Below are 26,899 nucleotides of genomic sequence, written 5' to 3'. Positions count from 1 at the left end.
TTGAGGCGTTCGATGCGATGCGCGCAAGCCCAGCTTTGAATAACAACCAAGGACTTTTATATGAGCCTCATTGATGCGAGCCCCATTATCTCCATCGGCGAACCCTGGATGTGGGCCGCATTTATCGCTTTCGTTCTGATCATGCTGGTGCTGGACCTGTTCGTGTTCGGCGGCAACAAGGTGCACAAAGTGAGCGTTAAGGAGGCGGGGCTATGGTCGCTGGCCTGGTTTAGCCTGGCGCTCGCCTTCAACGCCGGCCTGTGGTGGTATCTCAGCGGCACAGTGGGTCCGGAAGTCGCCGACCAGAAGGCTCTGGAGTTTTTCACCGGTTATCTGATCGAGAAATCGCTGTCGGTGGACAACGTGTTTGTCTTCCTGCTGATCTTCACGGCCTTCCACATCCCAGCCGAATACCAGCGTCGGGTGCTCATCTACGGCGTGCTTGGCGCCATCGTCTTGCGCGCGATAATGATCCTCGCCGGGGCTTGGGTGGTGCGCGAATATTCCTGGGTACTCTATATCTTCGGTGCCTTTCTGGTGGTCACCGGCATACGCATGCTGGTCATGGCGGAAAAGACGCCCGACCTAGAACAGAACCCGGTACTAAAATTCGCACGCCGACATCTGCGCATCACCGAGGACTATCACGGCGAGAAATTCAGCGTAAAAAAGAATGGCGTGCGCTATTTCACGCCACTATTTCTGGTGCTGATTATGATCGAGGTCACCGACCTGGTGTTCGCGGTGGACTCCATTCCGGCCATTTTCGCCATCACCACCGACCCCTTCATCGTCTTCACCTCCAACATCTTCGCCATCATGGGCCTGCGCGCGCTGTATTTCCTGCTGGCTGACGTGGCGGACCGTTTCCATCTGCTGAAATACGGCCTGGCCATGGTACTCACCTTCATCGGTGCCAAGATGCTGATCGCGCCCTGGTATCACGTACCGGTGCAGGCTTCGCTCGCCATCGTCGCTATCTTGATTGGCTCGAGCGTAATTGCCAGTTTGATCGCCACGCGCAGAGCAAACTGAGATGCACTCTGCCCACCAGCTCTAATGGGGCCAGCGCTGGAGGAAGGATTGCGTGGAAACTCATCGAAACAGCGCAGATGGGAGCCTCATGATGCAGGGCGTGCTCGTTGCTGGTGCCTACACGGGTGCTGGCAATGCATCTATCGAGACAATCTTGGGCCACTTGTTGACCCAGCGCGGCACGCATGTACGCTCGCGAAAGCTACTTTGAGAATTTAAGATGACTGAGATCACTGAACGTATGCGCAAGTATTCCTCCCTCGTGGTGGATGGTATCGAGTCGACCCCCGCCCGTGCCATGTTGCGCGCGGTTGGTTTCACCGACGAGGACTTCAACAAGCCGCAGGTCGGTATCGCCTCGACGTGGGCCAATGTCACCCCCTGCAATATGCACATCAATAAGCTCGCGGAAGAGGCCGAAAAAGGTGCCAATACGGCGGGGGGCAAGGCGGTCATCTTCAACACCATCACCGTTTCCGACGGCATCGCCAACGGCACCGAGGGCATGAAGTATTCGCTGGTGTCGCGTGAGGTCATCGCTGACTCCATCGAAACAGTGGTCGGCTGCCAAGGTTTCGACGGCCTCGTCGCCGTTGGGGGCTGCGACAAGAACATGCCCGGCTGCCTTATCGGCATGGCGCGACTGAACCGTCCGGCAATCTTCGTTTATGGCGGCACCATCAAGCCCGGCAGCGGCCACACCGACATTATCTCGGTGTTCGAGGCGGTGGGTCAGCAGGCCAAGGGCGAACTCGACCTGATCCAGCTTAAACACATCGAAGAGACCGCAATACCGGGGCCGGGCTCCTGCGGTGGCATGTACACTGCCAACACCATGGCCTCGGCCATTGAGGCCATGGGCATGTCGCTGCCGGGCTCCTCAGCACAGGATGCCATCTCCAGCGACAAGGCCTCGGACTCTTTCCGGGCCGGTCAGCAAGTGCTGGAGTTGATCGCGCTCGACATCAAACCGCGCGACATCATGACGCGTAAAGCCTTCGAGAACGCCGTCCGCGTCATCATTGCGCTGGCCGGCTCCACCAACGGCGTGCTGCACTTGCTGGCCATGGCCCATGCCGTGGATGTGCCGTTGACGCTAGAAGACTTCACCAGCATTGGCAAGACCACACCGGTGCTGGCCGACCTGCGCCCCAGCGGCAAGTACATGATGTCCGAACTGGTTGCCATCGGTGGTATCCAGCCGCTGATGAAGCGCATGCTCGACGCCGGCCTGCTGCACGGCGACGTGCTCACCGTGACGGGCAATACGCTGGCCGAAAACCTGGCCAACGTCGCCGACTATCCAGCCGGCCAAGACATCATTCGACCCTTCGACCAGCCGATCAAGAAAGACTCGCACCTGGTCATCCTGCACGGCAACCTCGCGCCGACCGGCTCAGTCGCCAAGATTACCGGCAAGGAAGGTCTGCGCTTCAAAGGTACAGCACGCGTCTACAACCGAGAGGAAGAGGCACTGGCCGGCATCCTCTATGGCGAAGTAGTCGCGGGCGATGTCATCGTGATCCGTTACGAAGGCCCTAAGGGAGGGCCAGGCATGCGCGAAATGCTCTCGCCGACCTCGGCAGTCATGGGTAAGGGACTGGGTAAGGACGTCGCACTTATCACCGACGGCCGCTTCTCCGGTGGCTCGCACGGTTTTGTGGTCGGTCACATCACGCCGGAAGCTTTTGATGGCGGCCCGATTGCACTGATTGAAAACGGCGATGGGATTACTATCGATGCCGAAACCCACGAGATCCACGTTGCGGTGTCCGATGCCGTTCTCGCCGAGCGCCGTGCGCGTTGGACACAACCGGCCCCGCTCTATACACGAGGTGTGCTGGCCAAGTACGCAAAGCTGGTGTCCAGCGCCGCGGAAGGAGCCGTTACCGACAAGTAGGCCGAGCAATTGGCGATTGAGACAAATGAAAAGGAGCGTTTATGGGCCCGATAAGATGGGCCGTGGAAATGCAAGAGTTCCTCGAAGTGAATCGCTCCTGCTTTTTCAGGCATACCGTAATGACCGCTCCTAGCCGATAGCCGCCTATCACGACGGGCGGATGGGGTCAGTTGCGGTCGGTCGTGAACGTGCGCAACCAGTTCGGGGAAGCCGCAACGCCTTTCCACCCATGGCAGCCTGGGCTGCCTGAACGCGAGCAGAGTCAATTCAGTCCGTAACCTAGCAACTCCTCGGTCGAGAGCACGCGCATCCGGTGCGGTGTGATGCGCTGCATCTCGTCCGCCAGGCGACTGGAGACATTCATTTCGCGGAAATAGGCCGCCGGGCTGTAGTGCTGGCCCCGGTGGGCGGCCTGCGCCCGAGCCGAATCGCCGGCAGGGAAGTAGGGGCGGTGCAGGCCGACATGGCCGCTGACGGTCTTCTTGTGGCCGGCGGCCAGCAGGTAGATGCAGCTGCCCTGGCAGACGCCGCCAGTGGGCACCAGGACCTCGAAACCGGTTTCGCGCAGCAGGCGGCCGATGCGCATGGCTTCGGGGGCGCTGCCGCCGATACTGTCGAGCAGCACGATCTTGCGGGTGAATTTGCCGGGGTTGGCACGCAGGCCTTTGATCAGGGCTTCGTAGTCGCCGGGGGCGATGTCCTCGGAGATCCTGGCGGCCAGCACCTGCCCGAGGCTGTGCTGCTGCGCGGCGTCGACCTCGACCTTGGCCTGGGTGGCCGCCGCGTAAAATGCGACGGCGCAGAGGATAGCGGTGTGCAGAGGGCGTTTGCGCATGGGGCAGACAGATCCTGGATAACAGCGGTGCGCAGACGATACCTGTAGCCGGTCGCCTGCGCACCCCGGGTCTCAGAGGTTGTGAAAATATCGAGCGCCGTAGCGCAACGCCAGCAGCGGGCGTTTTGAGGCGGTCGCAGTAGGCGGGAGTTTTTTCACAACCTCTCAGTCGCGGGTAGGGATGGCCAGCCCGCGGATCACCGCCGGGCGCGAGAGGAAGGCGTCCAGTGCGCGGGTGACGTTGGCGAAGCGCTCGATCTGCACCAGTTCGCCAGCTGCATAGAAGCCGATCAGGTTGCGCACCCAGGGGAAGGTGGCGATGTCGGCGATGCTGTAGCTGTCGCCCATGATCCACTGGCGAGCCTCCAGGCGCTGGGCCTTGCTCGGGGGTAATAAGACCCCTATCGGTTCCTTCGAGGAAATCGATAGGTGTAGTAGTGGGCATCAACCTGGCTGATGCAGCATGTGCATGGTTCCCTGCGCCGGGGGCAAACCGGTATGGTGCGTGCTTTAACCCAGCGCAATGGAGAACCCCGATGAGCCTGCATGGCAATTACGATCCGCAAAACATCTTTGCCCAGATCATTCGTGGCGAGGCCCCCTGCTACAAGCTGTATGAGGACGACGACGTGCTCGCCTTCCTCGACCTGTTCCCGCAGTCCTTCGGTCATACCCTGGTGATCCCCAAGCGTGCGGCGGCGCGCAATATCCTCGATATCGATGCGGATAACCTGTGCAAGCTAATACGGGTAGCCCAGCACCTGGCCCAGGTGCTGGTAGACGAGTTGCAGCCGGAAGGCGTGCAGGTGGCGCAGTTTAACGGCGCCCCAGCCGGGCAAACGGTGTTCCATATTCATATGCACATCATCCCGCGCTTCGCCGGCCAGGGTATGGGCGTTCATGCCACCAGCAAGGCCGACCCGACTGAGCTGGAGCAGCTGCAGGCGCGGCTGGTGCAGCGCCTTCGCGGCTGAGCCGGCGCAACGCATGGGCATCGCCTGGTGGGTTACGCAGCGCGCCACGATGGCGGTGCCTGATCGTTCGGAGGTTGGCGCCGCTAACCCACCCAGAACTACAACACTCATCTTCTTGGGCAGCCGGCTAGAGGCTCGGCTCGCTCAGCAGCGGCAGGCGGCAGCGATCAACCTGCCACCAGGTCGGTAGCAGGCGGCGGATGGCGGGCTGGTTGAAACGGTCGTCGATCAGGTAGACCACGCCCTGGTCGTCCTGGGTGCGGATCACCCGGCCGGCGGCCTGCACGACTTTCTGCAGGCCGGGGTAGAGGTAGGTGTAGTCGTAGCCGAGGTGGTTGCCGAACATGCCCTGCATGCGCTGTTTGATCTCTTCGTTGACCGGGTTGATCTGCGGCAGGCCGAGGGTGGCGATGAAGGCACCGATCAGGCGCTCGCCGGGCAGGTCGATGCCTTCGCCGAATGCGCCGCCAAGCACGGCAAAGCCGATGCCCTGGCTGGTGCTGCTGAAGCGGTCGAGAAAGGCCTGGCGCTGGCCTTCGTCCATCTGCCTGGATTGTTCCCAGGTCGGGATCTGCGGGTGGGCGGCGCTGAACTCATCCAGCACCAGGCGCAGGTAGGCGTAGCTGCTGAAGAAAGCCAGGTAGTTACCCGGCCGTGCGGCGAACTGGCGCGCCATCAGCGCGGCGATCGGCGCCAGCGAGTACTCGCGGTGGGCGAAGCGGGTGGACAGGTTGCTGACCGCCTGCACCTGCAATTGCGCGGCGCTGAACGGCGACTCGACATCGATCCAGGGCGTCTGCTCCGGCAGGCCGAGCAGGTCGGCGTAGTAGTGCGCAGGGCTCAGCGTCGCGGAGAATAGGGTGCAGCTGTGGGCGGCGGCGAAGCGCGGGGCGAGGAAGGGCGCCGGCACTATATTGCGAATGCACAGGGTCGATGTGGCAGGCCCGCCGGGGCTGTCGGTGCGGCTGATGTCGAATAGCGAGTGGCTGTCGAAGGCCTCGGCGAGGCGACAGAACAGCATGGCATCCAGGTAGAAGTGCAGCAGCTCGGCGGCATTGTCCGCCGGCTGTTCGGTAAGGTGGTCGGTGAGGGTGCTGACAGCCTTTTGCAGGGCCATGATGAACAGGTCCGGAGCAGCGGGGTAGACCTGGTAGGGTGCTTCCTGGTCGCGCTGTAACTGTTGCCAGTGGCGGTTGACCCGCTCCAGTGGGCCTTTCATCACTGGCGGGGCGTTGCGCCTGAGGGCCTCGAAACGGGTCTGCTCGAGTTCGGCGGTGTACATGCCGCGGCCGCGTTCGATCAGGTTGTGCGCCTCGTCCACCAGCAGGGTCACGCGCCACTCGTTGAGCTGGGTCAGGCCGTGCAGCAAGCCACCCATGTCGAAGTAGTAGTTGTAGTCGCAGACCACCACATCGCTCCAGCGGCACAGTTCCTGGCTCAGGTAGTAGGGGCAGATTCGATGCGCCAGCGCGGTTTCGCGCACGCTGCTCTGGTTCAGCCACTGGCGTTCCAGCGCGGCCTGGCGTGCGGCCGGCAGGCGGTCGTAGAAGCCCTTGGCCAGCGGGCAGGAGTCGCCATGACAGGCTTTGTCCGGGTGTTCGCAGGCCTTGTCGCGGGCGACGTGTTCGAGCACCCGCAGCGGCATCGCGACTTCCTGACTGCGCAGGGTGGCCAGGGCGTCCAGCGCCAGGCGCCGGCCGGGAGTCTTGGCGGTGAGGAAGAACAGGCGATCCAGTTCCTGCTCGGGGAAGGCCTTTAGCTGCGGAAACAGGGTGCCGAGGGTCTTGCCGATGCCGGTGGTGGCCTGGGCCATCAGGCTGTGGCCGTCGCGGGCGGCGCGGTACACCGACTCGGCCAGCTGGCGCTGGCCGCTGCGAAACTGCTGATGGGGAAAACGCAGGCGCTGCAGTGCCTGATTGCGCAACAGGCGATGCGCGCGCTCGTGTTCGGCCCAGGCGATGAAAAGGCTGCACTGCAGCTCGAAGAACCCACGCAGCTCATCGGCACTGCAGCGCTGATGGAAAGCGGTTTCGTGCTGGCTGAGGACGTTGAAATAGACCACCGCCAAGTCGATTTCGGCCAGACCTTGTTGCTGGCATAGCAGCCAGCCATAGACCTTGGCCTGGGCCCAATGCAGCAACCGGTGGTTTTCCGGGATACGCGCGATGTCGCCGCGGTGGGTCTTGATTTCTTCCAGACGGTTGTCGTGCGGGTCATAGCCATCGGCGCGGCCGCGCACCTGCAGGCCTTGGTAGTCGCCGGCGAGCGGCAGCTCTGCCTGGTAACCAGGGCCGCGTCGGGCGACCACGATGGCGTGGCCGGTCATGCCTTCCTGGGCGGTGGGCGAGGGGGTAAAACGCAGATCCAGGTCGCCGACCTTGGCCGTGAACTCGCACAACGCGCGCACCGCGACCTGGTATTTGATGAGCTGTTGGCTCATGCGTCGGCCCATTGCACGTAGCAGACGTCCACCGGCATGCCGTGCTCGGCGCAGAACGCCAGCCAGCGGCGCTGGTTGTCCTGCAGGCGGTCGCCGGGGCCTTTGACCTCGATCATTCGGTAGCGCTGCTGCGCCGGCCAGAACTGGATCAGGTCGGGCATGCCGGCGCGGTTGGCCTTGATATCGTCCAGCAGGCGCAGGAACCAGGCCTGCAGGTGCGCTACCGGCAGGCAGTCGAGCGCCTGGTCCAGCAGCTCTCGGTCGAGCGCGGCCCAGAACACGAAGGGCGACTGGATGCCGTACTTGTCGCTATAGGTCTGGCGGATCACCTCTTTGTAGGCGTCTGAATCAAGCTGCGCCAGGCAGGCGCTGAACAGCTCGGCGCGGCGCGCCCGGAAATCGGCACTGAGCAGGTCCAGCGGGCGGCTCTGAAACGGGTGGAAGAAGGCGCCTGGCAGTGGGGCAAAAATAGCCGGCCAGCAGAGCAGGCCGAACAGGCTGCAGATCAGGCTGTTTTCGACATAGTGCACAGGTGCATCCGGTTCGCTCAGGTGCAGCTTGACCGCGTATTCGACGCTCTGTGCGACAGGCCGTGGCAGGCACAGATCGAGACGGGCCGGCGCGGGCGGCTTCGGCTTGGGCGGTGGTGTCAGGCCGAGCTGACGGCTGAGGCGCGGCAGCATGCGTTCCAAGCCTTGCGCCTCGGCCTCGTTTTCCACTGCAGCGGCGGCTTGGCTGGCCAGTGAGTGGGCTTCGGCGCTACGACCCAGGCGCTCCAGCATGCGGATACGGCGCAGGCGGGCACCGGCAAATTGGCACTCGGCATAGCAGGTCAGGGCGTGTTCCAGTTCGCCGGCGCGCTCCATGTGCTGGCCCAGGCGAAACAGCAGCTTGGCCCGGCGCATGCTGAGAAAGGCGGTGCTGCAGTCCAGCGCGGCGATCTGTTGCAGCACCTCGGCGACCGGCTCGCCAGCCTCGCCACGTTCGCGGCAGCGCTGCAGCGCCAGGTAGCAGTCCACTTCTTCGCGCTGGCGAAATACCCTGGAGTCTGCACTCAGGGCGACCGGTTCGTAACGGAAGATGCCGAGATCGGCGAGGACAAATTCCGACCAGTCCTGCTGCAGGTTGCCGAAAAACATCAGGCGCAGGCGCTCGCAAAGCGGATCGATGGCCACGCTATAAATATGCTCGTCCAGCCGTGGGCACCAAGCGGCGAAGCTGCGGGCTTCGTTGTGCTCAGCGGCCAACTGAGCGAGCAGTTCGGGTTTCTTCAAGGTTTTGTGCGCGCGCGCGTCGAAGGTGTCGAGCAGCTCCTCCTTGCGCAACAGCTCGAACAGCTCCGCTAGTGCCAGGTCGGCGTCATGCCGGATCCAGCCGGCGTCCAGCAGCGCCTGGGCGGCGTGCTGCGGGCAGCCGATCTCCGCGTAGGCCAGCTTGCTGGCGCGAAAATGTCTGCCCTTGCGCATGATCATCCGCACCAGCAGTGCCTGGCTGGGCAGCGCCAGTTCACCGAAGTGCTGCAGGAATGCCTGCTCCTCGGCCAGCAACAGGTCGTGATGACGCTCCCGGAGCCAGGCCAGGGCTTTATGGAAGTTGGACAGGTAATACAGGCTGGGGTCGAGCTGAGGCTGCATGGGGAAACCGAATACTGTTTGCATATACAGATATCAGCGCAGCGCGTGCTTTGCAACGAGCAGATGCTAGGCGGTGATTTGCTTTAGCCCGGCGCCGTTGAATATGCAGCATTGAAGGGCTGGAATGGATCGCCGCCGACCCCTCTCATTGCTGCAGCAGACAGCCTATAAAAAGGCGCTGTCCCAATAGCGTGTTGCATGGGAGATTCAGGCCTAAGCCCTTTTCGCATAGCTGGCAACGGGTAGGGTGACGCGGGGCCGCCCAGGCCGTGCGCACCAACGCAGGCAACGAACACGGGTGCGCACGGTGCACCCTACAGGCCCGGACCACCTCAAATGCTGTGGCGATAACTGAACGCAACACGCTATTGCTACACAGCCAATAAAAAAGGCGAAGCCGCTGGGCTTCGCCTGTTTCTTGTAGCGTCGCGCTTAGTGCTTGTGCGGCACCGGTTTGAGCAGCACTTCCGGTGGCATCTCGCAGTCGATCTTGCGCCCCAGCAGTTGTTCAATCGGTGGCAGGGCGTAGGCGTCGTTTTCACTGGCGAAGCTGATCGAGGTGCCACTGGCGCCGGCACGGCCGGTACGCCCGATGCGGTGCACATAGTCGTCCGGCAGGTCCGGCAGGGTGTAGTTGATCACGTGACTGATGGCGTCGACGTGAATCCCACGGCCCGCTACGTCGGTGGCGACCATCACCCGGATCTTGCCTTCGCGGAAGCCTTCCAAGGCGCGGATGCGCTTGTGCTGCGGCACGTCGCCGGACATCTGCACGGCGCTGATACCGTCGCGGGTCAGGCGTTCTTCGATGCGCCGCACTTCGTCCTTGCGGTTGGCGAAGACCATCACCCGAACCCAGTCGTTCTGCGCGATCAGGTTATACAGCAGCTTGTACTTGTCGCTGGAGGCGACCATGTAGACGTGCTGCTCGACGGTGTCGCTGGCGACGTTGTCCGACTCGATCTCGACGATGGCCGGATCGGTGGTCCACTGCTTGGCCAGGTTCATCACGTCTTCGGTGAAGGTGGCGGAGAACAGCAGGGTCTGACGCTCGTTCTTCGGTGGGGTCTGGCGGATGATCTGCCGTACCTGGGGGATAAAGCCCATGTCGAGCATGCGGTCGGCTTCGTCGAGCACCATCACCTCGACCATGTCCAGGTGCACTTCGCCGCGCTGGTTGAAGTCGAGCAGGCGGCCCGGAGTCGCTACCAGGATGTCGCAATAGCGCGACTCAAGCAGTTTGAGCTGTTTGTCGAAGTCCATGCCGCCGACGAAGCTCATCACGTTGAGCCCGGTGTATTTGGTCAGGTCCGCGGCGTCCTTGGCGATCTGCACCACCAGTTCGCGGGTTGGCGCGATGATCAGCGCGCGCGGCTCGCCCATGTAGCGCTCTTTCGGCGGCGGGGTCTGCTGGAGCTGGGTGATGATCGAGACCAGAAAGGCGGCGGTTTTGCCAGTACCGGTCTGAGCACGGCCAATGGCGTCTTGGCCCTTGAGGGTGAAACCCAGCACCTGTGCCTGGATCGGCGTGCAGTAGGGGAAGCCCAGGTCGTGAACCGCATGCATCAGCTCGGGAGAGAGCTTGAAATCATGGAAGCGGGTCTTGCCTTCGGCCGGCTCGACCGCGAAGTCTTCCAGCTTCCAGGTGTCGACCGGTTTGGCTGCACGCTGGCGCCGGGGTTTGTCGGTCTTGACGGTTGATTTTTCTGGGTTGACCGCCACCGCAGATTCGCTGTCGGTATCGCTGGCCGCAGTCTGGGGCTTGGCCGGGCGGCTGGATTGCTGGTGGTGGGTGTCGCCGCTATGGGGCGTGGTTGGCGAAGCAGACGTGCTAGTTGGGCTGGGCTGCTCGCCCTCGGCTTTGCCGAACATTTTCTTGAGTGCTTTGAGCACGGTCATCTCGTCAATTGGTTAAGGAGTGAACGGTTGCCAGTGTAAAGCAAGAAGCCGGTGCGGCGTAGTGCCATGGCTGTCAGGTGCGGTCGGCGCGTCCTTGCTGGTTTTAGAGGCTGTGAGTTTTCGATCATTTCATGCGCTATAGAAGCAGTTGCACCATTGCCTGCTCCATGCGGGGGCGTGAGCGCAGAACGGCTGACCGCAGCGGCAGGCACAGGCACCCTTGCGGCGCTTTTAGCTCTGTCCCTCCTGCCAAACCTGGCGCTAGCTCGATCATCCGCTTCAGGTTGCGGGTCTCGCTGAAGCGCTGCAGAGCGTCGATGTTTCCTGCGAGGGAGGAGGCATCTGCGACGCCGTAGGTGGTCTGCGGGCAAAGCTCCAGGGTAATGGCTGCATTGCCATGGGCCTGCGAGGTCCGCGTCATCCGCATCAAGTACGGTTAGACAGCTTGGTGCCGCCTTGAGTGAAGGCCTACGAGAGCAAGGCTTCTGGAGATAAATGCATAGCTCAGGATTATGCATAACATAATAAATATACATTTGATAAATGCGAGGTGCGGGCGGATTCTTGTTTCGCGGCGGTGATCGATTGGTCATCCAGTGCGATGTGACGTGGGCTTGCGGGTTACGGCCGGCTTCACAGCGAACCCTGATTCCAGAGGAAAACAAGATGAATAAGACTCTCCGCTCCCTGTTGCTCTGTGCCGGCCTCGGTGCCCTGCCGTTCGCTGCCGCCCAGGCCGCCGAAGGCCCAACCCTGCGTCTGGCCACCGAAGGTGCCTATCCACCGTTCAACTACTACACCGCCGACGGCCAGTTGGCCGGCTTCGATATCGAGATCGGCAAAGCCTTGTGTGAGCGTATGCAGGCCAAGTGCAGCCTGGTGGCTCAGGACTGGGACGGCATCATCCCCGCGCTGCTGGGGCGCAAGTACGACGTGGTGATCGCCTCGATGTTTATCACCGAGGAGCGTCGGCAGAAGGTCGCCTTCAGCGACCCCTACCAGAAATCGGCGATGACATTCGTGGTGGCCAAGGATTCCGACCTTACCGACTTCAGCCCCGCCGCCCTGGCCGGCAAGACCATCGGTGCCCAGGGTGCGACCACCCAGGCCGATTACCTGATGGCCATGTTCCCTGACTCCGACGTTCGCCTGTATCCGACCCAGGATGCGGTGAACCTGGATCTGGTCTCCGGACGTCTGGACGCCCAGGTCGGCGACATGATCCCGATGCTCGACTGGACCCTGAAATCCGCCGATGGCAGCTGCTGCCGTATGGCAGGCGCGCCAATCAGCGACCCGAAATATGTCGGCGAGGGTGTCGGCATGGCGCTGCGCAAGGAGGACGAAGCGCTGCGTCAGCGACTTAACCAGGCCCTGGCCTCGATCATCGCCGACGGCACCTACCAAGCCATCAACGACAAGTTCTTCTCGGTCAACCTGCTGACCCTGGAGCAGTGAGCCAAGCGCTGCTGACTCGCTGAACCCGAAGAGGATCTGTTATGGACTGGCTCACCTATCTCAGCTTCGGCGACGCCGGCTGGGGCGACGAGTTGCTGCAGGGCCTTGGGATAACCCTGGCTCTGGCCCTGGCGACCTTGCCGCTCGGCCTGTTGTTGGGCTTGGCAGTAGCGGCGCTGGCGCTGTTCGGTGCTCGCCCTGCGCGGGCTCTGGCTTTGGCTTTCAGCACTACTCTGCGCGGCCTGCCTGAGCTGCTGACCCTGTTTATCATCTATCACGGTGTGGGCATGGGTCTGAACGCCCTGTTGCGCTGGTATAACCCTGATGCCGGCCATCTTGCGCTAAGCCCCTTCATCGCCGGGGTACTGGCCCTTGGTCTGGTCTTTGCCGCCTATTCCAGCGAAGTCTGGCGCGGTGCCTGGCAGGCCTTGGACGGCGGACAGCGCGAGGCGGGTGAGGCCATGGGCCTGCGCCGGTTGACCATCTTCCGGGTGATCGAGCTGCCGCAACTGCTGCGCCTGGCTCTGCCGGGGCTGGGCAATCTGTGGATCAATCTACTCAAGGACACCGCCTTGGTCTCGGTGATCGCCCTCAGTGACCTGATGCGCATGGCCAATATCGCCGTGGGCGCCACCAAGAAGCCGTTTTTGTTCTTCTTGGTAGTGTGCTTGGTCTACTGGCTGGTTTGCCTGCTCTGCGAGTATCTGCTGGGTCGTATGGAGCGCCGCGCCAATCGCGGCTACCGTACGGGAGGCCTGGCATCATGATGGATGACCTTGCGCGTTTCTCAGGTCAATTGCTGGCCGGTGCCGGCCTGACCTTGCAGCTCACCGTGATCGCCGCGCTGCTGGCCTGTGCCCTGGCCTTGCCTCTGGCCATCGCCCGCTGTGGCGAGCGCGGCCTGTTGCGTTGGCCAATTCGCTTGTACGTCTCGTTCTTTCGCGGCACGCCGCTGCTGGCTCAGCTATTTCTGGTGTATTACGGCTCGGGGCAGTTCCGCGCCGAGCTAAGCCAGTTGGGGCTCTGGTGGTTCTTCCGCGACCCCTACTACTGCGCGCTGCTGACCTTCGTCCTGAATTCCACGGCCTATCAGGTGGAGATCCTGCGTGGCGGTCTGCGCGCCGTGCCTTATGGGCAGATCGAGGCGGGCGTGGCCATGGGCCTTTCGCGCTTTAACCTGTACCGCACCATCATCCTGCCCAATGCCTACCGCATTGCCTTTCCGGCCCTGGGCAACGAGATAATCCTGTTGCTCAAGGGTAGCGCGGTGGTCAGCGTGATCACCCTGCTGGATGTGATGGGGCAGACCCGGCGCATCTTCTCGCAGACCTTCGACCTGACCGTGTACTTGTGGGCGGCGCTGCTTTACCTGCTGATGACCGGCGCCTTCGTCTGGCTCTGGCGCTGCCTGGAACACCGACTGACCCGCCACCAGCGGGTGCGCCAAGCCCCATCCGCTGCCACAGCGCCCGCCGCAAAGCGGGTTTCCACTGGAGTGTCGCCATGACTGCAAGCATCCCCCATACGGCCGCCCTGCAGGTGGAGAACCTGTACAAATCCTTCGCTGGGATCGCGGTGCTCAAGGGCGTTTCGCTGACCGCCGAGAAGCACGATGTGATCAGCATCATCGGCTCCAGCGGCTCGGGCAAGAGCACCCTGCTGCGCTGCATGAACCTGCTGGAGTTCCCCGACAGTGGTTGCCTGCGCGTGGATGGCGAGGAGCTGGAGTTGGGCACCAACCGCCGTGGCGGGCGCTCGCGGCGCTTTCAGCGGCAGATCGAGCGGGTGCGCGCGCGCCTGGCCATGGTCTTCCAGTCGTTCAACCTGTGGTCGCATATGACCGTGCTGGAAAATGTGATGCTCGGTCCCTGCCTGGTGCATAAGCGCAACCGTATAGATGTGGAGGTCCAGGCGAAGAAGCTGCTGGCCCGGGTCGGCATGCTGGAGAAATGCCAGATGTACCCCGACTGCCTGTCCGGCGGGCAGAAGCAGCGGGTGGCCATCGCCCGCGCCCTGGCCATGGACCCGGAAGTGATGCTGTTCGATGAGCCCACCTCGGCCCTGGACCCGGAGCTGGTGGGCGAGGTGCTGCTGGTGATCCGCGAGCTGGCCGAGGAAGGCCGCACCATGATCATGGTTACCCACGAAATGCGCTTCGCCCGCGAGGTGTCGTCAAAGGTGGTGTACCTGCACCAGGGCCAAATCGAGGAGCAGGGCAGCCCCGAGCAGTTGTTCAACGCCCCGCAATCGGACAACCTGCGCCGCCTGTTGGCGACGACGTAGGGTCTGCCGTGCGCACCACCAATGACACCGCAATAACCCAATAACGCAATGGTGCGCACGGCGCACCCTACGGTGAAACCTATGAGCCAAGTCGTCTCCCTGCACCCCTGGAAAAGACAGCAGCACCTTAATAGTGCCCACAACCAGCTGCTGATCGACGGGGTGAGTGCCCTCGAACTCGTCGAGCGTTATGGCTCGCCGCTGTTCGTCTATTCGGAAAGCAAATTGCGGGACAACGCCCGGGATATTCTGGACAACTTCCGCCGCGTGCATGCCCGGACTCGGGTCTGCTTCGCCAGCAAGGCCTGCGCCAACCTGGCGGTGCTCAAGGTGTTCAAGGACTGCGGCCTGGATCTGGAGGTCAACTCCGGTGGCGAGTTCTACAAGGCGCAGATCGCCGGCTTCGCCCCGGCGCAAATGGTATTCAACGGCGTGGCCAAGCAGGTCGGGGAGCTGCGCGAGGTGATCGCTGCCGGGATCAAGGCGATCAACGTCGACTCGTTGTCGGAGCTTTCGCGCATTCTCGCGGTGGCAACCGAGCTGGGTCAGCAGGCGCGGGTCAGCCTGCGCATCATTCCGGAGATCCAGGCCGGCGCCGCCGCCGGCTGGCAAACCGGTACATCCACCTCCAAATTCGGCATGACCGCTGCCGAGCAGAATGATGCCATCGAGCTGATTCTGGCCCATCCCGCCGCGCTCAAGCTGGTGGGGGTGCATGCCCATATCGGCACCCAGATCACCGACATTGCTGTGTATCAGGCCGAGGCCAACTTCCTGATCGACTATGTGCGTCAGGTGGCCGAGCGCCTGCCTTACCCGCTGGAGCACCTCAACCTGGGCGGCGGCTTCCCGAAGAACTACAGCAGCGCCGAGGCCAACTTCGATTCGGTGGCGCCGCACTACCGCGCCAACTACCGCACCGAGGTCGACTTCGCCCAGCTTGCCGAGCAGCTGATCAAACCGGTGTCCCAGGCGTTGGGCGAGCAGATCGAGCTGATCGTCGAACCGGGGCGCAGCATGGTCAGCGACACCGCCATCCTGCTGACCCGCATCGAGGCCCACAAGCAGCGACAGGGTCGCCCGGTGTTCTACCTGGATGCCGGCTACAGCGTGCTGTTCGACCTGTACCACGGCTGGTACTTCCATATGCTCAACGCCTCTCGCGCCGATGATCAGGACACCCACAACTGCCGCATGGCTGGGCCGCTGTGCGACAGCAGTGACACCTATTACGACATCGAAGGCGAGGGCGCGGTGGCGGATCTGATCGCCGAGGAGCCGGCCCTGGCCCAGCATCGCGCGGTGCTGGAGCAGGTGCTGGTGCATCAGCCCAACCTGCGCGAACTGCCGGCGGCTACCGCCCAGGGCGATGTGATTGCCCTGCTCGACGTGGGTGCCTATGCCCTGGAGATGATGAGCCAGTACTGTGGTCGCCAGTCCGCTGCCGCGGTGCTGGTGGACCTGCGGCAGGTTAGCCGGCTGATCCGTCGCCGTGGCGAATACCGCGATCTGCTGGCCCATGATCTGGATTGAGTTCCAGGTAGTAGGGTGTGCCGTGCGCACCAGCCGGTTGCGGATTGCCGGTGCGCACGGCGCACCCTACGAGGTTCGATGGCCTTCTAGCCTTGCGCTCGGGTTCGCGGGCAGTGCACTGTTGCCCCAGAAGTGGCCGATATGACGGCCTGCCTGGGAGAATCACCGATCATGCTGTCGCCCCGCGAGCGCCTGCTGCGCAATTTGGACTGGAACCTGCTGTACACCTTTCTGGTGATCGTCGAGGAAAGCAGCATCACCGGCGCGGCGCGCAAGCTGTCGCTTAGTCAGCCCAGCGTCAGCAATGCCCTTAAGCGCCTGGAAGAACACCTGGGCATGCGCCTGATCCAGCGCAAGAAGGGCATGTTCTCCCTCACCGAGCAGGGCTTGCGGGTCTACGAGTACATTTCCTCGGCCGGCAGCATTATCGACAAGATGGCCGAGCAATATGCCGGCGAGGCCGGTGCAGTGCTCGGCGAGCTGCATATCCAGGTCGCCAGCCATGTCAGCTGCCAACCCTTTGACGACAGCCTGGCGCGGTTCCACTGCCTCTATTCCAATGTGCTGATCAGCCTCAGCTCCCAGCCCAGCGCCGACATCGTCGCAGCGGTGGCCCGAGGCAGCCTGCATATCGGCATCAGCAACAAGAAAACCGCCCAGACCGGCCTGCACTTCGACCTGATTGGCTACGAGCAGATGGCCTTCTACTGCGGCCCGCGCCACCCGCTGTTTGGCCGCGACAACCTTACCGCGGCGGACCTGCGCGGTCTGGCCTACGTCTCCTTCGAGAGCGACCAGCCTGGCGAGGGCCTTAGCGCAGTCAGCTCAATGCGTACCCAACAGCAGTTCTGGGGCCGTCTGGTGGCGGTGTCGCCCAACGAGGAGGAAGTGCGCCGGCTGATCCTCGCCGGCCTCGGCTTCGGCGCCCTGACCGTGGAAGGGGCCAAACCCTTTGTGGCGCAGAAGCTGCTGTTCCAGCTACCGCCCTATGATGAGCTGCCGGTCAACGAGGTGTATCTGGTGACCCCGGAAAACCAGCTGCTGAGCGATGTGGAACAGCTGTTTATCGGCCTGTTGCGCGAGGCGACGGTGGCGGCGGTGCGGGCGCGGTATTTCAAGTAGGTGCGCCGTGCGCACCGGCTTCCTATGTTTTAGTGATGGCGCACTTATCTGTTGCGATATAAGCGCCCTGCTGTAGGCGCGGCTTCAACCGCGCTGCGCCTGCAGAAGCCAGATCCCTCCCTTAATAAATCGCGTGGATATAGCCTTTGTGTGGCGGTGTGTGGGGCACCCTACGGGGTCGGTGCAGCGTTCCAAGGCAGCAGGTGCCGTCACGGGACAGGCGCTCTTCGCTGCGCTGGGCGCGTCCTTGCGCCTGCGATGCCTTCAATCCGGGGTATGCAGCTTGATGGGCACTGCGAACCCCGCCAGACGCGTGCTCACGGCCTGCTCCAGCTGGCTGTCGCGATGGGGCAGGTGGATGTGGGCAAGCTGACCGAGGCGCTCGTCGCTGAGCACCTCGACGCGGATAGCGCCGTCCAGTTCGGCCACTGCCGCTTGATAGACACGCCTAATGGCATCGAAACGCAGGGTTGGTTTGAAGGTCTTGCCTACCGCGGTAAGCGGGATGGCGTCGATGATCCAGACGTCCTTGGGCACGGCTGCGCGTTCGGAGATATGCGCGGCGGCATGGATCAGTAGTTCCTCCTCGCTGGCCTGGCTGCCCGGCTTGAGCTGGACAAATACTACCGGCAGTTCGCCAGCCTTCTCGTCGGGCTTGCCGACTGCGGCGGCCAAGGCTACGTCCGGGTGGCTGTGCAGGGCTTCCTCGATCATCTGCGGGTCGATGTTGTGCCCGCCGCGAATGATCAGGTCCTTGCTGCGCCCGGTCAGCCAGATATAGCCGTCGGCGTCGATACGGCCCAGATCGCCGGTATTGAACCAGTTGCCATCGACCCAGATGCCGGCGTTCTTGCCGGCTTGCAGATAGCCCTTGAACACCGTGGCGCCGCGGATGCACAGGTTGCCGATTTCATTCTGCCGGGCATCGCGCAGGTAGTTGCCCTGCTCGTCGAGCAGCTTGATGCTGACGTCGCAGTAGGGCATGCGCAGGCCGATCGAGCCGGGACGACGCTCCCCTGCTGGAGGATTGGCGCAGGTGCCGCAGGTGCCTTCGGTGAGGCCGTAACCTTCGATCAGGGTCAGCCCGGTCTTGGCCTCGAACTGGCGGATCAGCTCCACCGGCATCGGCGCAGCGCCGCACAGGGCGTACTTCAGCGAACTCAGGTCATGGCCTTCGCTGGGTACCTGTAGCAGGCCGGCATAGATGGTTGGTACGCCACTGAAGAAGCTGACCTTGTGCCGTTCGATGATGCTCCAGAAGTTCTGTATCAGTGCGCTGTTGCGATAGCCCTGCGGCGTGGCAAGGAATACCTCGGCGCCCCCGCTGAAGGCAGTCAGGCCGGTGACGATGACGCCGTTGACGTGGAACAGCGGCAGGCCGCAGAGGGTCACGTCGCCAGGCGCGAAGCGAGTCACCAAATTCATGCTGTAGGCCATCGCCACTTCGTTGCCGTGACTGTGCGGGGCCAGCTTGGGGGTGCCGGTGGTGCCGCCGGTGTGGAAATAACTGGCGATGTCGTCCGAGTGAAATTGGCGGCCACTTTCCAGCCGGTCGGCCGGGCAGGCGGCGATCAGTTCGTCGAAGTCCAGCACGCCTTCGGGCAGCGGCCCGCGTTGCGCCTTGAGTGCGCTGCGCTGCGGCTCGGGCAGCAGGTTGGCCATGTCGACGCAGATCACCGCCTTGAGCTCCGGCAGCTGGCCGCGCAGCGACTCGACCTTGGACCACAGGTCGGTGCCGGGGAAGGGCGCCAGGGTCACTAGTAATTCGGAATCGGATGCGTGGATCAGCTCGGCAATATGCTCGGGCTCCAGCAGCGGATTGATCGCGTTGACGATCCCTGCTGCTTCGCCGCCCCAGATGGTGAAGTGGGTCTGCGGCAGGTTGGGCAACAGGAATGACACCGCCTTGCCTGGGCGCAGCCCGAGTCGATGAAACGCGTTGGCGGTCTGGGTGATCTTGCCCAGCAGTGCCTGGTAATCGAGCCGATAGGCCTGCTCGTCTGCAGCGCCCTGCAGGATAAAGGACAGCGCCGGTGCCTGCGGTTGCGCCGCGGCCGTTCGGCTAATCAGCTCGTAGGTGCTGACCGGCAGGTTGCGTGCGGCCAATGGAGTGGCTTCGATCTGCTCGATATCGGCTAAACCGCGAATGATGGGCGGGCTGGTCATGTGTTGTTCTCGGCTCGTGGCATGGGCGTGCTCAGCCGCTGCGCCAGCCAATCGGCGATGTCGCGGATCTCTTCCGGCAGCACTTCGTGGGCCATCGGGTAATCGCGCCACTGCACGGCGACGTCGCGGGCGGCTAGCTGATCGTAGGCTGCGCGGCCCATGGTGGGTAGCACGACATCGTCGAACCGGCCGTGCAGGCAGAGTACCGACAGTTGTTTTTGGCTGTCTGTCAGTTGCATGGCGTCACTGAAGGTCGGCGCATAGGTAGACAGTGCAATGACCCCGCCCAGCGGCCCATGCCAGCGCAGGAAGGCGGCATGCAGAACCACCGCGCCGCCCTGGGAGAACCCGGCGAGAAATATCCGGGCAGGGTCGATGCCGCTGTCGCGCTGGGTTTCGATCAGGCGGATCACTTGCTGCGCGGATGCCTCGAGTTGTTCGCGGTTGATCGCGCGCGCCGGACTCATGGCCAGAATGTCGTACCAACTGGGCATGGCGTAGCCGCCATTTATGGTCACCGGCTGGGTCGGTGCCTGGGGCAGGATGAAGCGCGTGCTGGGCAATTGTTGCTGTAGCGCTTCGGCAACGGGGAGAAAGTCATAGCGATCAGCCCCCAGGCCGTGCAACCAAATGACGCAGGCATCGGCATCAAGTGTGGGCTGAAGGATCAACGGGTCATTCATGGGTAGCTCCAGGGTGGTGCAGGCGTGCATCTTTTAGTGCACCTGAACTTTCAGTGAGTGGCTAATCTGTGAATAAGATGTCGCAAGGTTACAAGTTTTGCTCTTGACCTGTCCGTATGGTGGCAAAGGCGAGGCTTTGGTACGGGCCTTGCTATAACGAACCGGGACTGATGCTGTAGCCCGGGCCGGTAACACTATTACCAAACCGGGTATGGAACAGACGGGAAGCCATTTGATGGAGGTTTCCACAAGGCTCGTCAAGCGCTGCATGTTTGACGATAAGCGAATCGCTATCCGTCTCTGGCCCATTCGACCAATGGGCGAGTAAGTGCTTTAGATGGCCGATCAAACAACCGGCTACTAGACTCTTACTGAGGTCTGATCTCCGGTTGATCGCGTTGCTGCCAGCACGATCAACGTGCCCCAAAAGGGTACGGAGGTAAGGCCGAGACTCCAAACACAACAAAAGCAACTGGAGGTTTTAATGAAGATGGTGAAATCCACTCTGGCTATTCTGACTACCGCAACCGTTCTGGGTGTCAGCGGCTTCGTTCACGCGGGCGCGACCCTGGACGCGGTACAAAAGAAAGGCTTCGTTCAGTGCGGTATCAGCGATGGTCTGCCTGGCTTCTCCTACGCCGATGAAAAAGGCAACTATTTCGGCCTCGACGTGGATGTATGCCGCGCAGTGGCAGCTGCCCTGTTTGGCGATGCGACCAAGGTCAAATACAGCCCGTTGACTGCCAAGGAGCGCTTCACCGCGCTGCAATCCGGCGAAGTCGATGTGCTGTCGCGTAACACCACCTGGACCAGCTCGCGCGATGCCGGCCTGGGCCTGAACTTCACCGGCGTGAACTACTACGACGGCCAGGGCTTCCTGGTTAACAAGAAGCTGGGTGTCACCAGCGCCAAGGAACTCGACGGCGCTACCGTGTGCATCCAGGCAGGTACCACCACCGAGCTGAATCTCTCCGACTACTTCCGCTCCAACGGCATGAAGTACACCCCGATTACTTATGATACTTCCGACGAGAGCGCCACATCGGTTGAGGCTGGCCGCTGCGACGTACTGACCTCCGACCAGTCGCAACTCTACGCACAGCGTATCAAGCTGGCCGATCCGGAAGCCTACGTGGTCCTGCCGGAAGTGATTTCGAAAGAGCCATTGGGTCCGGTCGTGCGTCAGGGTGACGACGAGTGGTTCAACATCGTGCGCTGGTCGCTGTTCGCCATGGTCAACGCCGAAGAGCTGGGCCTCACCTCGGCTAACGTCGAAGAACAGGCTAAATCCACCAAGAACCCGGATGTCGCACGACTGCTGGGCGGCGAAGGTGAGTTCGGCAAAGATCTGAAACTGCCGAAAGACTGGGCCGTGCAGATCGTCAAGCAAGTTGGCAACTACGGTGAAAGCTTCGACCGCAACGTTGGTGCAGGCAGCGATCTGAAGATCGAGCGTGGCCTCAACGCCCTGTGGAACAAAGGTGGTCTGCAATACGCACCGCCAGTGCGCTGATCGTCTTTGCCGGCGCCCCGTCCGGGGTGCCGGCATGTTCTAGATGACCTGAACCCCATGCCCGCCAATGCGGGCATGAGGCTTCCTTGAGGGCTATTATGCAAACTCCTGCAAATGTCTCGCGCCCACGTGGATCGGTCTGGACCGACCCCAAAGTGCGCGCCTGGCTATTCCAGATCATTGCCGTTATTGCCATTGTGGCGGTCGGCTGGTTCCTGTTCGACAACACCCAGACCAACCTCGAGAAGCGCGGGATTACTTCTGGCTTCTCCTTTCTAAACAACAATGCCGGCTTCGGCATTGCGCAAAGCCTGATCGATTACAACGAAAGCCACAGCTATGGACGGGTCTTCGTTGTCGGTTTGCTCAACACGCTGCTGGTGTCGGTGATCGGTATCATCCTGGCAACCATCCTGGGGTTTATCCTCGGTGTTGCGCGGCTGTCGCCTAATTGGTTGATCGGCAAGCTCGCTACCGTGTACATCGAGACGTTCCGTAATATCCCGCCGTTGCTGCAGATCTTCTTCTGGTACTTCGCGGTAATGCTCTCGTTACCCGGCCCGCGCGCTAGTCTGGATTTAGGTCAGACCTTCTTCCTCAATAGCCGCGGTTTGTATATGCCGTCGCCCAGCCCATCTGACAACTTTGTCAGCTTTTTCGGCGCGGTGGTGGTGGCGATCATTGGCATCATATTGCTGTCGCGTTGGTCGAAGGCGCGATTCGAGTCCACTGGCAAGCTGTTCCCGGTGTCATTGGGTGCCGTGCCGTTGTTGTTGATACTGCCCGGGTTGGCCGTGTTGCTGACCGGCAACCCGCTGCAATGGAGCACGCCGGAACTGACCGGCTTCAACTTCACCGGCGGTTGGGTACTGATTCCCGAGCTGATGGCGCTGACCCTGGCATTGACCATCTATACCGCGGCGTTCATCGCCGAGAACGTTCGCTCCGGGATCATGGCGGTCAGTCATGGACAGACCGAGGCAGCCCGTTCTCTAGGCCTGCCGGCAGGTAAGACCCTGCGTTTGGTGATCCTGCCTCAGGCCCTGCGGGTGATCATTCCGCCGCTGACCAGTCAGTACCTCAACCTGGCGAAGAACTCCTCGCTGGCGGCTGGTATCGGTTATCCGGACATGGTCTCGTTGTTTGCCGGCACGGTACTTAACCAGACGGGACAAGCCATCGAGGTGATTGCCATCACCATGAGTGTGTACTTGGCCATCAGCATCAGCATTTCCATGTTGATGAATTGGTACAACAAGCGCATGGCGCTGATCGAACGCTAGAGGACAAGCCATGAGCACGCATATTTTCAAACCCGATCTGCCGCCACCGCTATTGAGCGTTGGCGTACTCGGTTGGCTGCGCGCCAACCTGTTCTCAAGCTGGTTCAACAGCCTGCTGACCCTGTTCGCCGCCTACCTTGTCTGGCTGATTGCGCCGCCGCTGATTCAGTGGGCGTTCATTAATGCCGACTGGGTGGGTACGACCCGCGCGGACTGCACCTCGGAAGGCGCTTGTTGGGTCTTCATCCAGCAGCGTTTTGGCCAGTTCATGTACGGTTTCTACCCGACCGGGCTGCGCTGGCGTGTCGACCTGACATTGTGGTTGGCCGTTATCGGTGCTGCCCCGCTGTTTGTCTCGGCAATGCCACGCAAGGCGTTGTATGGCCTGATTTTCCTGGTGGTCTATCCGCTGCTGGCGTTCTGGCTGCTGCATGGCGGTTTCTTCGGTTTGCGTGAGGTGTCTACCAGCCAATGGGGCGGCCTGATGCTGACCCTGGTGATCGCCGCCGTAGGTATTGCTGGTGCCTTGCCGCTGGGCGTGGTGCTGGCGCTCGGACGGCGTTCGGACATGCCGGCGATCCGGGTGATCTGCGTGACCTTCATCGAGTTCTGGCGCGGTGTGCCCTTGATCACGGTGTTGTTCATGTCGTCGGTGATGTTGCCGTTGTTCCTGCCGGAAGGCATGAGCTTCGATAAGCTGGTACGGGCACTGATCGGGGTGATCCTGTTTCAGTCGGCGTATATCGCTGAAGTGGTTCGCGGCGGCTTGCAGGCGATTCCCAAGGGGCAGTACGAAGCTGCTGCGGCCATGGGACTTGGCTACTGGCGGACGATGGGCCTGGTGATTCTGCCGCAAGCCATGAAGCTGGTGATCCCCGGTATCGTCAACACCTTCATCTCGCTGTTCAAAGACACCAGCCTGGTGATCATCATCGGTTTGTTCGACCTGCTTAACAGCATCAAGCAAGCCACCACCGATCCGGCTTGGCTAGGCATGGCTACCGAAGGCTATGTATTTGCCGCCCTGGTTTTCTGGATTTTCTGTTTCGGCATGTCCCGCTACTCCATGCATTTGGAACGTAAGCTGAACACTGGCCACAAGCGTTAGGAGTTATTTCAATGTCTGTAGCAAATAAACAAACCAGCGCTGAACCGATGATCCTGATGGAAGGCGTGCACAAGTGGTACGGCGAGTTCCACGTGCTCAAGGACATCAACCTGAACGTCAAGCAGGGCGAGCGTATCGTCCTCTGCGGCCCGTCCGGCTCCGGCAAGTCCACCGCCATCCGCTGCATCAATCGCCTGGAAGAGCACCAGCAAGGGCGCATTGTGGTTGATGGCACCGAACTGACCCATGACCTCAAGCACATCGAAGCAGTACGCCGCGAAGTGGGCATGGTGTTCCAGCACTTCAATCTGTTCCCGCACCTGACTGTGCTGCAGAACTGCACCCTGGCGCCGATGTGGGTGCGCAAGATGCCCAAGCGCCAGGCCGAAGAAGTCGCCATGCACTTCCTCGAGCGCGTACGCATTCCTGAGCAGGCCCTCAAGTACCCAGGGCAATTGTCCGGTGGTCAGCAGCAGCGCGTGGCGATTGCCCGGGCGCTGTGCATGAAGCCGAAGATCATGCTGTTCGACGAACCAACCTCGGCGCTCGATCCGGAGATGGTCAAGGAAGTGCTGGACACCATGATCGGCCTGGCCGAAGACGGCATGACCATGCTCTGCGTGACCCACGAGATGGGTTTTGCCCGCACCGTGGCGAACCGGGTGATCTTCCTCGACAAGGGCGAGATCGTCGAGCAGGCTGATCCCGAAACCTTCTTCAACACCCCGCAGAACGAGCGCACCAAGTTGTTCCTCAGCCAGATCCTCCACTGAGAGTGCTGCAGCCATGAAAAAAGGAGCCTTTGGGCTCCTTTTTTCATTTCATTGCGGCGGGTATGTCGCGCCCTGCAGCATTACAGCCGTGGGTAATCGATATAGCCGACCGGCCCGGCGCCATAAAAGGTTTCTGGTTGTGGCTCATTTAAAGGGGCGTCCGCGGCGAGGCGGGCGGGCAGGTCCGGGTTGGCGATAAAGGGGATGCCGAAGGCCACCGCATCGGCCTTGCCGCTGGCGAGCCAGGCGTTGGCTTGCGCCTTGGTGAAGCGTTCGTTGGCGATGAATACGCCGCCGAAGGCTTGCTTGAGGCCTGGTGCCAGGCTGTCATCGGCTTCTTTTTCGCGGGCGCAAATAAAGGCGATGCCGCGCTTGCCCAGTTCGCGGGCAACGTAGGTGAAGGTCTCGGTGCGGTTACTGTCGCCCATGTCGTGGCTGTCCGCACGCGGTGCCAGGTGCATGCCGACCCGGCCGGCGCCCCATACCGATATCACTGCATCGGTTACTTCGAGCATCAGGCGCGCACGGTTTTCCAGGGAGCCGCCGTAGCGATCACTGCGCTGGTTGGTGCTGTCCTGAAGGAACTGATCGAGCAGGTAGCCGTTGGCGCCGTGGACTTCTACGCCATCGAAACCGGCGGCCTTGGCATTTTCTGCGCCCTGGCGATAGGCCTCGACGATATCGGCAATTTCCTCGGTTTCAAGGGCGCGCGGGGTGACGTATTCAGCGAGCGGTCGAACCAGGCTGACATGGCCTGCGGGCTGGATCGCGCTGGGCGCCACTGGCAACTCGCCGTTCAGGTAGCTGGGGTGGGAGATGCGCCCGACATGCCACAGTTGCAGGACGATCTTGCCACCATTGGCATGTACGGCCTTGGTGATGTTGCTCCAGCCGCGCACCTGTGCGTCGGACCAGATGCCGGGGGTGTCTGGATAGCCGACGCCCATGGGCGTGACGGCGGTGGCCTCGCTGATGATCAGGCCGGCGGAGGCTCGCTGCACGTAGTGCTCGGCCATCAGTGCATTAGGCACGCGGCCTTCGTCGGCACGGCAGCGGGTCAGGGGCGCCATGATGATCCGGTTGTTCAGCTCCAGGTCACCAATCTTGATCGGGTCGAAAAGTGTCGGCATAGGGTGGTTCTCCATCGGTTGTCATGCCCTGAACCTGGGTTCAGGTGCTGGCATAGGGGTGGGTTAAAGCTCGTGGCTGATATGGCGCAGAAAATCCTGGATGACGTCCTCGTTGCGTTTGAAGAAATGCCACTGGCCGACCTTCTTGCTGATCACCAGGCCGGCCCGCTGCAGAGTCGCCAGGTGGGCCGAGACCGTCGATTGCGACAGCCCGGTGCGCTGGTCGATCTTGCCGGCACACACACCGATTTCCAGCGGATGATCCTGGTCGGCGAAATAAGCCTCAGGGGTCTTCAACCAATGCAGGATGTCGCGGCGCACCGGGTGGGCGAGGGCTTTGATCACTTCATCGATATCGATGGGCATGTCTGCAGTGTCCAGGGTTGTCGTCGCGCCATATCGCGATGGGGCGAACCTTATATCGAGCTGAAGCGATATACAGATCGTTTGCGCCGATAGTGCTCATTGCCGGCACTGATGTGTAAGCTCTGGCTCATGAATTATCTCGCTCATCTGCACCTTGGCGGCGACGCGCCGGCGCAACTGCTTGGCAGCCTGTATGGCGATTTCGTCAAAGGCCGGCTGGCCGGACAGTGGCCTGCGGATATCGAAGCGGCGATTGTCCTGCATCGGCGCATCGATGCTTTTACTGACAGTCACGCACTGCTGGCCCATGCCCGTGCGCGCTTTCCCGCCGGACGGCGACGTTATGCCGGAATCCTTCTGGACCTGTTCTTTGACCATTGCCTGGCATTGAATTGGGCGGATTACGCCGCCGAGCCGCTGGCGCAGTTCACCGGGCGGGTGTATCGGGTCTTGGCCGATGAGCCGTTTTTGCCCGAGCGCCTGGCCCAGATTGCGCCGCGCATGGCGAGCCAGGACTGGCTGGGCCGCTACCGCGAGTTTGCGGTGCTGGAGCAGGTGATTGCCGGCATGGGCCGGCGCATTTCACGCCCCGGCGTGCTGGACGGCAGCCTGCTCGAGCTGGAACGCCTGTATCAGCCACTGAGCGAGGATTTTCGCCAGTTCTATCCGGAGCTGATGGCCTTCGCCCGCGGCGAGCTATGCCGCGAGCCCTAGCCCGGTGCAATCCCGGGCACCGCCGGTGGGCGCAGCACACCCTACCAGGG

The 26,899-nt window shown here is 62.0% G+C and carries 22 protein-coding genes and 1 pseudogene; 14 read left to right on the top strand and 9 right to left on the bottom strand.

All coding sequences use genetic code 11. The annotated features are described in order from the left end of the window. Positions 1 to 60 precede the first annotated feature (60 nt). Together Q8K09_RS15365 and ilvD are read left to right on the top strand one after the other, a co-directional pair. Complete coding sequence (locus tag Q8K09_RS15365) at positions 61 to 1,035, top strand: TerC family protein (RefSeq protein WP_305255851.1); 975 nt, start codon at positions 61 to 63, stop codon at positions 1,033 to 1,035. A gap of 220 nt (positions 1,036 to 1,255) precedes the next feature. Continuing rightward, positions 1,256 to 2,935 (top strand): dihydroxy-acid dehydratase, encoded by a 1,680-nt coding sequence (gene ilvD, locus Q8K09_RS15360; RefSeq protein WP_305255850.1) that lies wholly within the window; start codon positions 1,256 to 1,258, stop codon positions 2,933 to 2,935. A gap of 262 nt (positions 2,936 to 3,197) precedes the next feature. On the opposite strand, the gene Q8K09_RS15355 is transcribed toward ilvD, so the two are convergent. Both Q8K09_RS15355 and Q8K09_RS15350 read right to left on the bottom strand, forming a co-directional pair. Further along, positions 3,198 to 3,770, bottom strand: coding sequence for a hypothetical protein (locus Q8K09_RS15355; protein ID WP_305255849.1), 573 nt, complete (start codon positions 3,768 to 3,770; stop codon positions 3,198 to 3,200). 165 nt (positions 3,771 to 3,935) lie between these two features. After that, positions 3,936 to 4,142 (bottom strand): annotated as a pseudogene (locus Q8K09_RS15350) (glutathione S-transferase); the annotation flags it as partial. 164 nt (positions 4,143 to 4,306) lie between these two features. Here Q8K09_RS15350 and Q8K09_RS15345 point away from each other — a divergent pair. Next, complete coding sequence (locus Q8K09_RS15345) at positions 4,307 to 4,744, top strand: HIT family protein (protein WP_305255848.1); 438 nt, start codon at positions 4,307 to 4,309, stop codon at positions 4,742 to 4,744. 127 nt (positions 4,745 to 4,871) lie between these two features. On the opposite strand, the gene Q8K09_RS15340 is transcribed toward Q8K09_RS15345, so the two are convergent. The 3 genes from Q8K09_RS15340 to rhlB form a co-directional block, all read right to left on the bottom strand. Continuing rightward, positions 4,872 to 7,184, bottom strand: coding sequence for an ATP-dependent DNA helicase (locus Q8K09_RS15340; RefSeq protein WP_370869552.1), 2,313 nt, complete (start codon positions 7,182 to 7,184; stop codon positions 4,872 to 4,874). Continuing rightward, positions 7,181 to 8,842: a VRR-NUC domain-containing protein gene (locus Q8K09_RS15335; RefSeq protein WP_305255847.1), complete on the bottom strand. Its 1,662-nt coding sequence runs from the start codon at positions 8,840 to 8,842 to the stop codon at positions 7,181 to 7,183. The genes Q8K09_RS15340 and Q8K09_RS15335 overlap by 4 nt, the downstream gene beginning before the upstream one ends. Positions 8,843 to 9,250: 408 nt before the next feature. Beyond that, positions 9,251 to 10,717 carry an ATP-dependent RNA helicase RhlB gene (gene rhlB / locus Q8K09_RS15330; protein WP_370869551.1) on the bottom strand — a complete coding sequence of 489 codons (1,467 nt, stop codon included), beginning with the start codon at positions 10,715 to 10,717 and terminating at the stop codon, positions 9,251 to 9,253. A 666-nt stretch (positions 10,718 to 11,383) separates the two neighbouring features. Here rhlB and Q8K09_RS15325 point away from each other — a divergent pair. The 6 genes from Q8K09_RS15325 to Q8K09_RS15300 all read left to right on the top strand — a co-directional run bounded on the left by Q8K09_RS15325 (position 11,384) and on the right by Q8K09_RS15300 (position 17,113). Next, positions 11,384 to 12,175, top strand: a complete 792-nt coding sequence (locus Q8K09_RS15325) for an ABC transporter substrate-binding protein (RefSeq protein ID WP_305255845.1) — start codon at positions 11,384 to 11,386, stop codon at positions 12,173 to 12,175. Positions 12,176 to 12,216: 41 nt separating this feature from the next. Beyond that, complete coding sequence (locus tag Q8K09_RS15320) at positions 12,217 to 12,942, top strand: ABC transporter permease (RefSeq protein ID WP_305255844.1); 726 nt, start codon at positions 12,217 to 12,219, stop codon at positions 12,940 to 12,942. Next, positions 12,939 to 13,682, top strand: a complete 744-nt coding sequence (locus tag Q8K09_RS15315; RefSeq protein ID WP_305255843.1) for an ABC transporter permease — start codon at positions 12,939 to 12,941, stop codon at positions 13,680 to 13,682. Before Q8K09_RS15320 ends, Q8K09_RS15315 begins: the two co-directional genes overlap by 4 nt. Next, positions 13,679 to 14,458 (top strand): ATP-binding cassette domain-containing protein, encoded by a 780-nt coding sequence (locus tag Q8K09_RS15310; protein ID WP_305255842.1) that lies wholly within the window; start codon positions 13,679 to 13,681, stop codon positions 14,456 to 14,458. The genes Q8K09_RS15315 and Q8K09_RS15310 overlap by 4 nt, the downstream gene beginning before the upstream one ends. Before the next feature lie 81 nt (positions 14,459 to 14,539). Then, a complete protein-coding gene (gene lysA / locus Q8K09_RS15305; RefSeq protein WP_305255840.1) occupies positions 14,540 to 15,991 on the top strand; it encodes a diaminopimelate decarboxylase in 1,452 nt (483 codons plus the stop codon). Positions 15,992 to 16,162: 171 nt separating this feature from the next. Next, positions 16,163 to 17,113, top strand: coding sequence for a LysR family transcriptional regulator (locus Q8K09_RS15300; protein WP_305255839.1), 951 nt, complete (start codon positions 16,163 to 16,165; stop codon positions 17,111 to 17,113). A 264-nt stretch (positions 17,114 to 17,377) separates the two neighbouring features. Here the strand turns inward: Q8K09_RS15300 and Q8K09_RS15295 are convergent, their stop codons facing one another. Continuing rightward, positions 17,378 to 19,279 carry an acyl-CoA synthetase gene (locus Q8K09_RS15295; protein ID WP_305255838.1) on the bottom strand — a complete coding sequence of 634 codons (1,902 nt, stop codon included), beginning with the start codon at positions 19,277 to 19,279 and terminating at the stop codon, positions 17,378 to 17,380. After that, complete coding sequence (locus Q8K09_RS15290; protein ID WP_305255837.1) at positions 19,276 to 19,962, bottom strand: alpha/beta hydrolase; 687 nt, start codon at positions 19,960 to 19,962, stop codon at positions 19,276 to 19,278. Before Q8K09_RS15290 ends, Q8K09_RS15295 begins: the two co-directional genes overlap by 4 nt. Before the next feature lie 484 nt (positions 19,963 to 20,446). On the opposite strand from Q8K09_RS15290, the gene Q8K09_RS15285 reads away from it, so the two are divergent. The 4 genes from Q8K09_RS15285 (at position 20,447) to Q8K09_RS15270 (ending at position 24,639) form a co-directional block, all read left to right on the top strand. Beyond that, positions 20,447 to 21,475 carry an amino acid ABC transporter substrate-binding protein gene (locus Q8K09_RS15285; protein ID WP_305255836.1) on the top strand — a complete coding sequence of 343 codons (1,029 nt, stop codon included), beginning with the start codon at positions 20,447 to 20,449 and terminating at the stop codon, positions 21,473 to 21,475. A 98-nt stretch (positions 21,476 to 21,573) separates the two neighbouring features. Continuing rightward, positions 21,574 to 22,758: an amino acid ABC transporter permease gene (locus Q8K09_RS15280; RefSeq protein ID WP_305255835.1), complete on the top strand. Its 1,185-nt coding sequence runs from the start codon at positions 21,574 to 21,576 to the stop codon at positions 22,756 to 22,758. A gap of 10 nt (positions 22,759 to 22,768) precedes the next feature. Continuing rightward, positions 22,769 to 23,866: an amino acid ABC transporter permease gene (locus Q8K09_RS15275; protein ID WP_305255833.1), complete on the top strand. Its 1,098-nt coding sequence runs from the start codon at positions 22,769 to 22,771 to the stop codon at positions 23,864 to 23,866. A gap of 11 nt (positions 23,867 to 23,877) precedes the next feature. Beyond that, positions 23,878 to 24,639 (top strand): amino acid ABC transporter ATP-binding protein, encoded by a 762-nt coding sequence (locus Q8K09_RS15270; RefSeq protein WP_305255832.1) that lies wholly within the window; start codon positions 23,878 to 23,880, stop codon positions 24,637 to 24,639. 80 nt (positions 24,640 to 24,719) lie between these two features. On the opposite strand, the gene Q8K09_RS15265 is transcribed toward Q8K09_RS15270, so the two are convergent. Continuing rightward, positions 24,720 to 25,769, bottom strand: coding sequence for an alkene reductase (locus Q8K09_RS15265; RefSeq protein ID WP_305255831.1), 1,050 nt, complete (start codon positions 25,767 to 25,769; stop codon positions 24,720 to 24,722). Between the two features lie 63 nt (positions 25,770 to 25,832). Continuing rightward, positions 25,833 to 26,135: a helix-turn-helix transcriptional regulator gene (locus tag Q8K09_RS15260; RefSeq protein WP_305255830.1), complete on the bottom strand. Its 303-nt coding sequence runs from the start codon at positions 26,133 to 26,135 to the stop codon at positions 25,833 to 25,835. 129 nt (positions 26,136 to 26,264) lie between these two features. Between Q8K09_RS15260 and Q8K09_RS15255 the strand changes: the two genes are divergently transcribed. Continuing rightward, the gene (locus tag Q8K09_RS15255) at positions 26,265 to 26,849 is read left to right on the top strand and encodes an ACP phosphodiesterase (protein ID WP_305255829.1); all 585 of its coding nucleotides are present in this window, start codon (positions 26,265 to 26,267) and stop codon (positions 26,847 to 26,849) included. Positions 26,850 to 26,899 lie beyond the last annotated feature (50 nt).

The organism is Pseudomonas sp., from assembly GCF_030683065.1.
GTDB lineage: Bacteria > Pseudomonadota > Gammaproteobacteria > Pseudomonadales > Pseudomonadaceae > Aquipseudomonas.
The sequence above is the reverse complement of the archived record's forward strand: the minus strand, read 5'-3'. Positions and strand labels throughout refer to the sequence as shown.

What these genes read in the sequence shown, in the direction of transcription:
- Q8K09_RS15365 (WP_305255851.1), top strand. Translation starts at nt 61, where the DNA reads ATGAGCCTCATTGATGCGAGCCCCATTATCTCCATCGGCGAACCCTGG.
- ilvD (WP_305255850.1), top strand. Translation starts at nt 1,256, where the DNA reads ATGACTGAGATCACTGAACGTATGCGCAAGTATTCCTCCCTCGTGGTG.
- Q8K09_RS15355 (WP_305255849.1), bottom strand. Translation starts at nt 3,770, where the DNA reads ATGCGCAAACGCCCTCTGCACACCGCTATCCTCTGCGCCGTCGCATTT.
- Q8K09_RS15345 (WP_305255848.1), top strand. Translation starts at nt 4,307, where the DNA reads ATGAGCCTGCATGGCAATTACGATCCGCAAAACATCTTTGCCCAGATC.
- Q8K09_RS15340 (WP_370869552.1), bottom strand. Translation starts at nt 7,184, where the DNA reads ATGAGCCAACAGCTCATCAAATACCAGGTCGCGGTGCGCGCGTTGTGC.
- Q8K09_RS15335 (WP_305255847.1), bottom strand. Translation starts at nt 8,842, where the DNA reads ATGCAAACAGTATTCGGTTTCCCCATGCAGCCTCAGCTCGACCCCAGC.
- rhlB (WP_370869551.1), bottom strand. Translation starts at nt 10,717, where the DNA reads ATGACCGTGCTCAAAGCACTCAAGAAAATGTTCGGCAAAGCCGAGGGC.
- Q8K09_RS15325 (WP_305255845.1), top strand. Translation starts at nt 11,384, where the DNA reads ATGAATAAGACTCTCCGCTCCCTGTTGCTCTGTGCCGGCCTCGGTGCC.
- Q8K09_RS15320 (WP_305255844.1), top strand. Translation starts at nt 12,217, where the DNA reads ATGGACTGGCTCACCTATCTCAGCTTCGGCGACGCCGGCTGGGGCGAC.
- Q8K09_RS15315 (WP_305255843.1), top strand. Translation starts at nt 12,939, where the DNA reads ATGATGGATGACCTTGCGCGTTTCTCAGGTCAATTGCTGGCCGGTGCC.
- Q8K09_RS15310 (WP_305255842.1), top strand. Translation starts at nt 13,679, where the DNA reads ATGACTGCAAGCATCCCCCATACGGCCGCCCTGCAGGTGGAGAACCTG.
- lysA (WP_305255840.1), top strand. Translation starts at nt 14,540, where the DNA reads ATGAGCCAAGTCGTCTCCCTGCACCCCTGGAAAAGACAGCAGCACCTT.
- Q8K09_RS15300 (WP_305255839.1), top strand. Translation starts at nt 16,163, where the DNA reads ATGCTGTCGCCCCGCGAGCGCCTGCTGCGCAATTTGGACTGGAACCTG.
- Q8K09_RS15295 (WP_305255838.1), bottom strand. Translation starts at nt 19,279, where the DNA reads ATGACCAGCCCGCCCATCATTCGCGGTTTAGCCGATATCGAGCAGATC.
- Q8K09_RS15290 (WP_305255837.1), bottom strand. Translation starts at nt 19,962, where the DNA reads ATGAATGACCCGTTGATCCTTCAGCCCACACTTGATGCCGATGCCTGC.
- Q8K09_RS15285 (WP_305255836.1), top strand. Translation starts at nt 20,447, where the DNA reads ATGAAGATGGTGAAATCCACTCTGGCTATTCTGACTACCGCAACCGTT.
- Q8K09_RS15280 (WP_305255835.1), top strand. Translation starts at nt 21,574, where the DNA reads ATGCAAACTCCTGCAAATGTCTCGCGCCCACGTGGATCGGTCTGGACC.
- Q8K09_RS15275 (WP_305255833.1), top strand. Translation starts at nt 22,769, where the DNA reads ATGAGCACGCATATTTTCAAACCCGATCTGCCGCCACCGCTATTGAGC.
- Q8K09_RS15270 (WP_305255832.1), top strand. Translation starts at nt 23,878, where the DNA reads ATGTCTGTAGCAAATAAACAAACCAGCGCTGAACCGATGATCCTGATG.
- Q8K09_RS15265 (WP_305255831.1), bottom strand. Translation starts at nt 25,769, where the DNA reads ATGCCGACACTTTTCGACCCGATCAAGATTGGTGACCTGGAGCTGAAC.
- Q8K09_RS15260 (WP_305255830.1), bottom strand. Translation starts at nt 26,135, where the DNA reads ATGCCCATCGATATCGATGAAGTGATCAAAGCCCTCGCCCACCCGGTG.
- Q8K09_RS15255 (WP_305255829.1), top strand. Translation starts at nt 26,265, where the DNA reads ATGAATTATCTCGCTCATCTGCACCTTGGCGGCGACGCGCCGGCGCAA.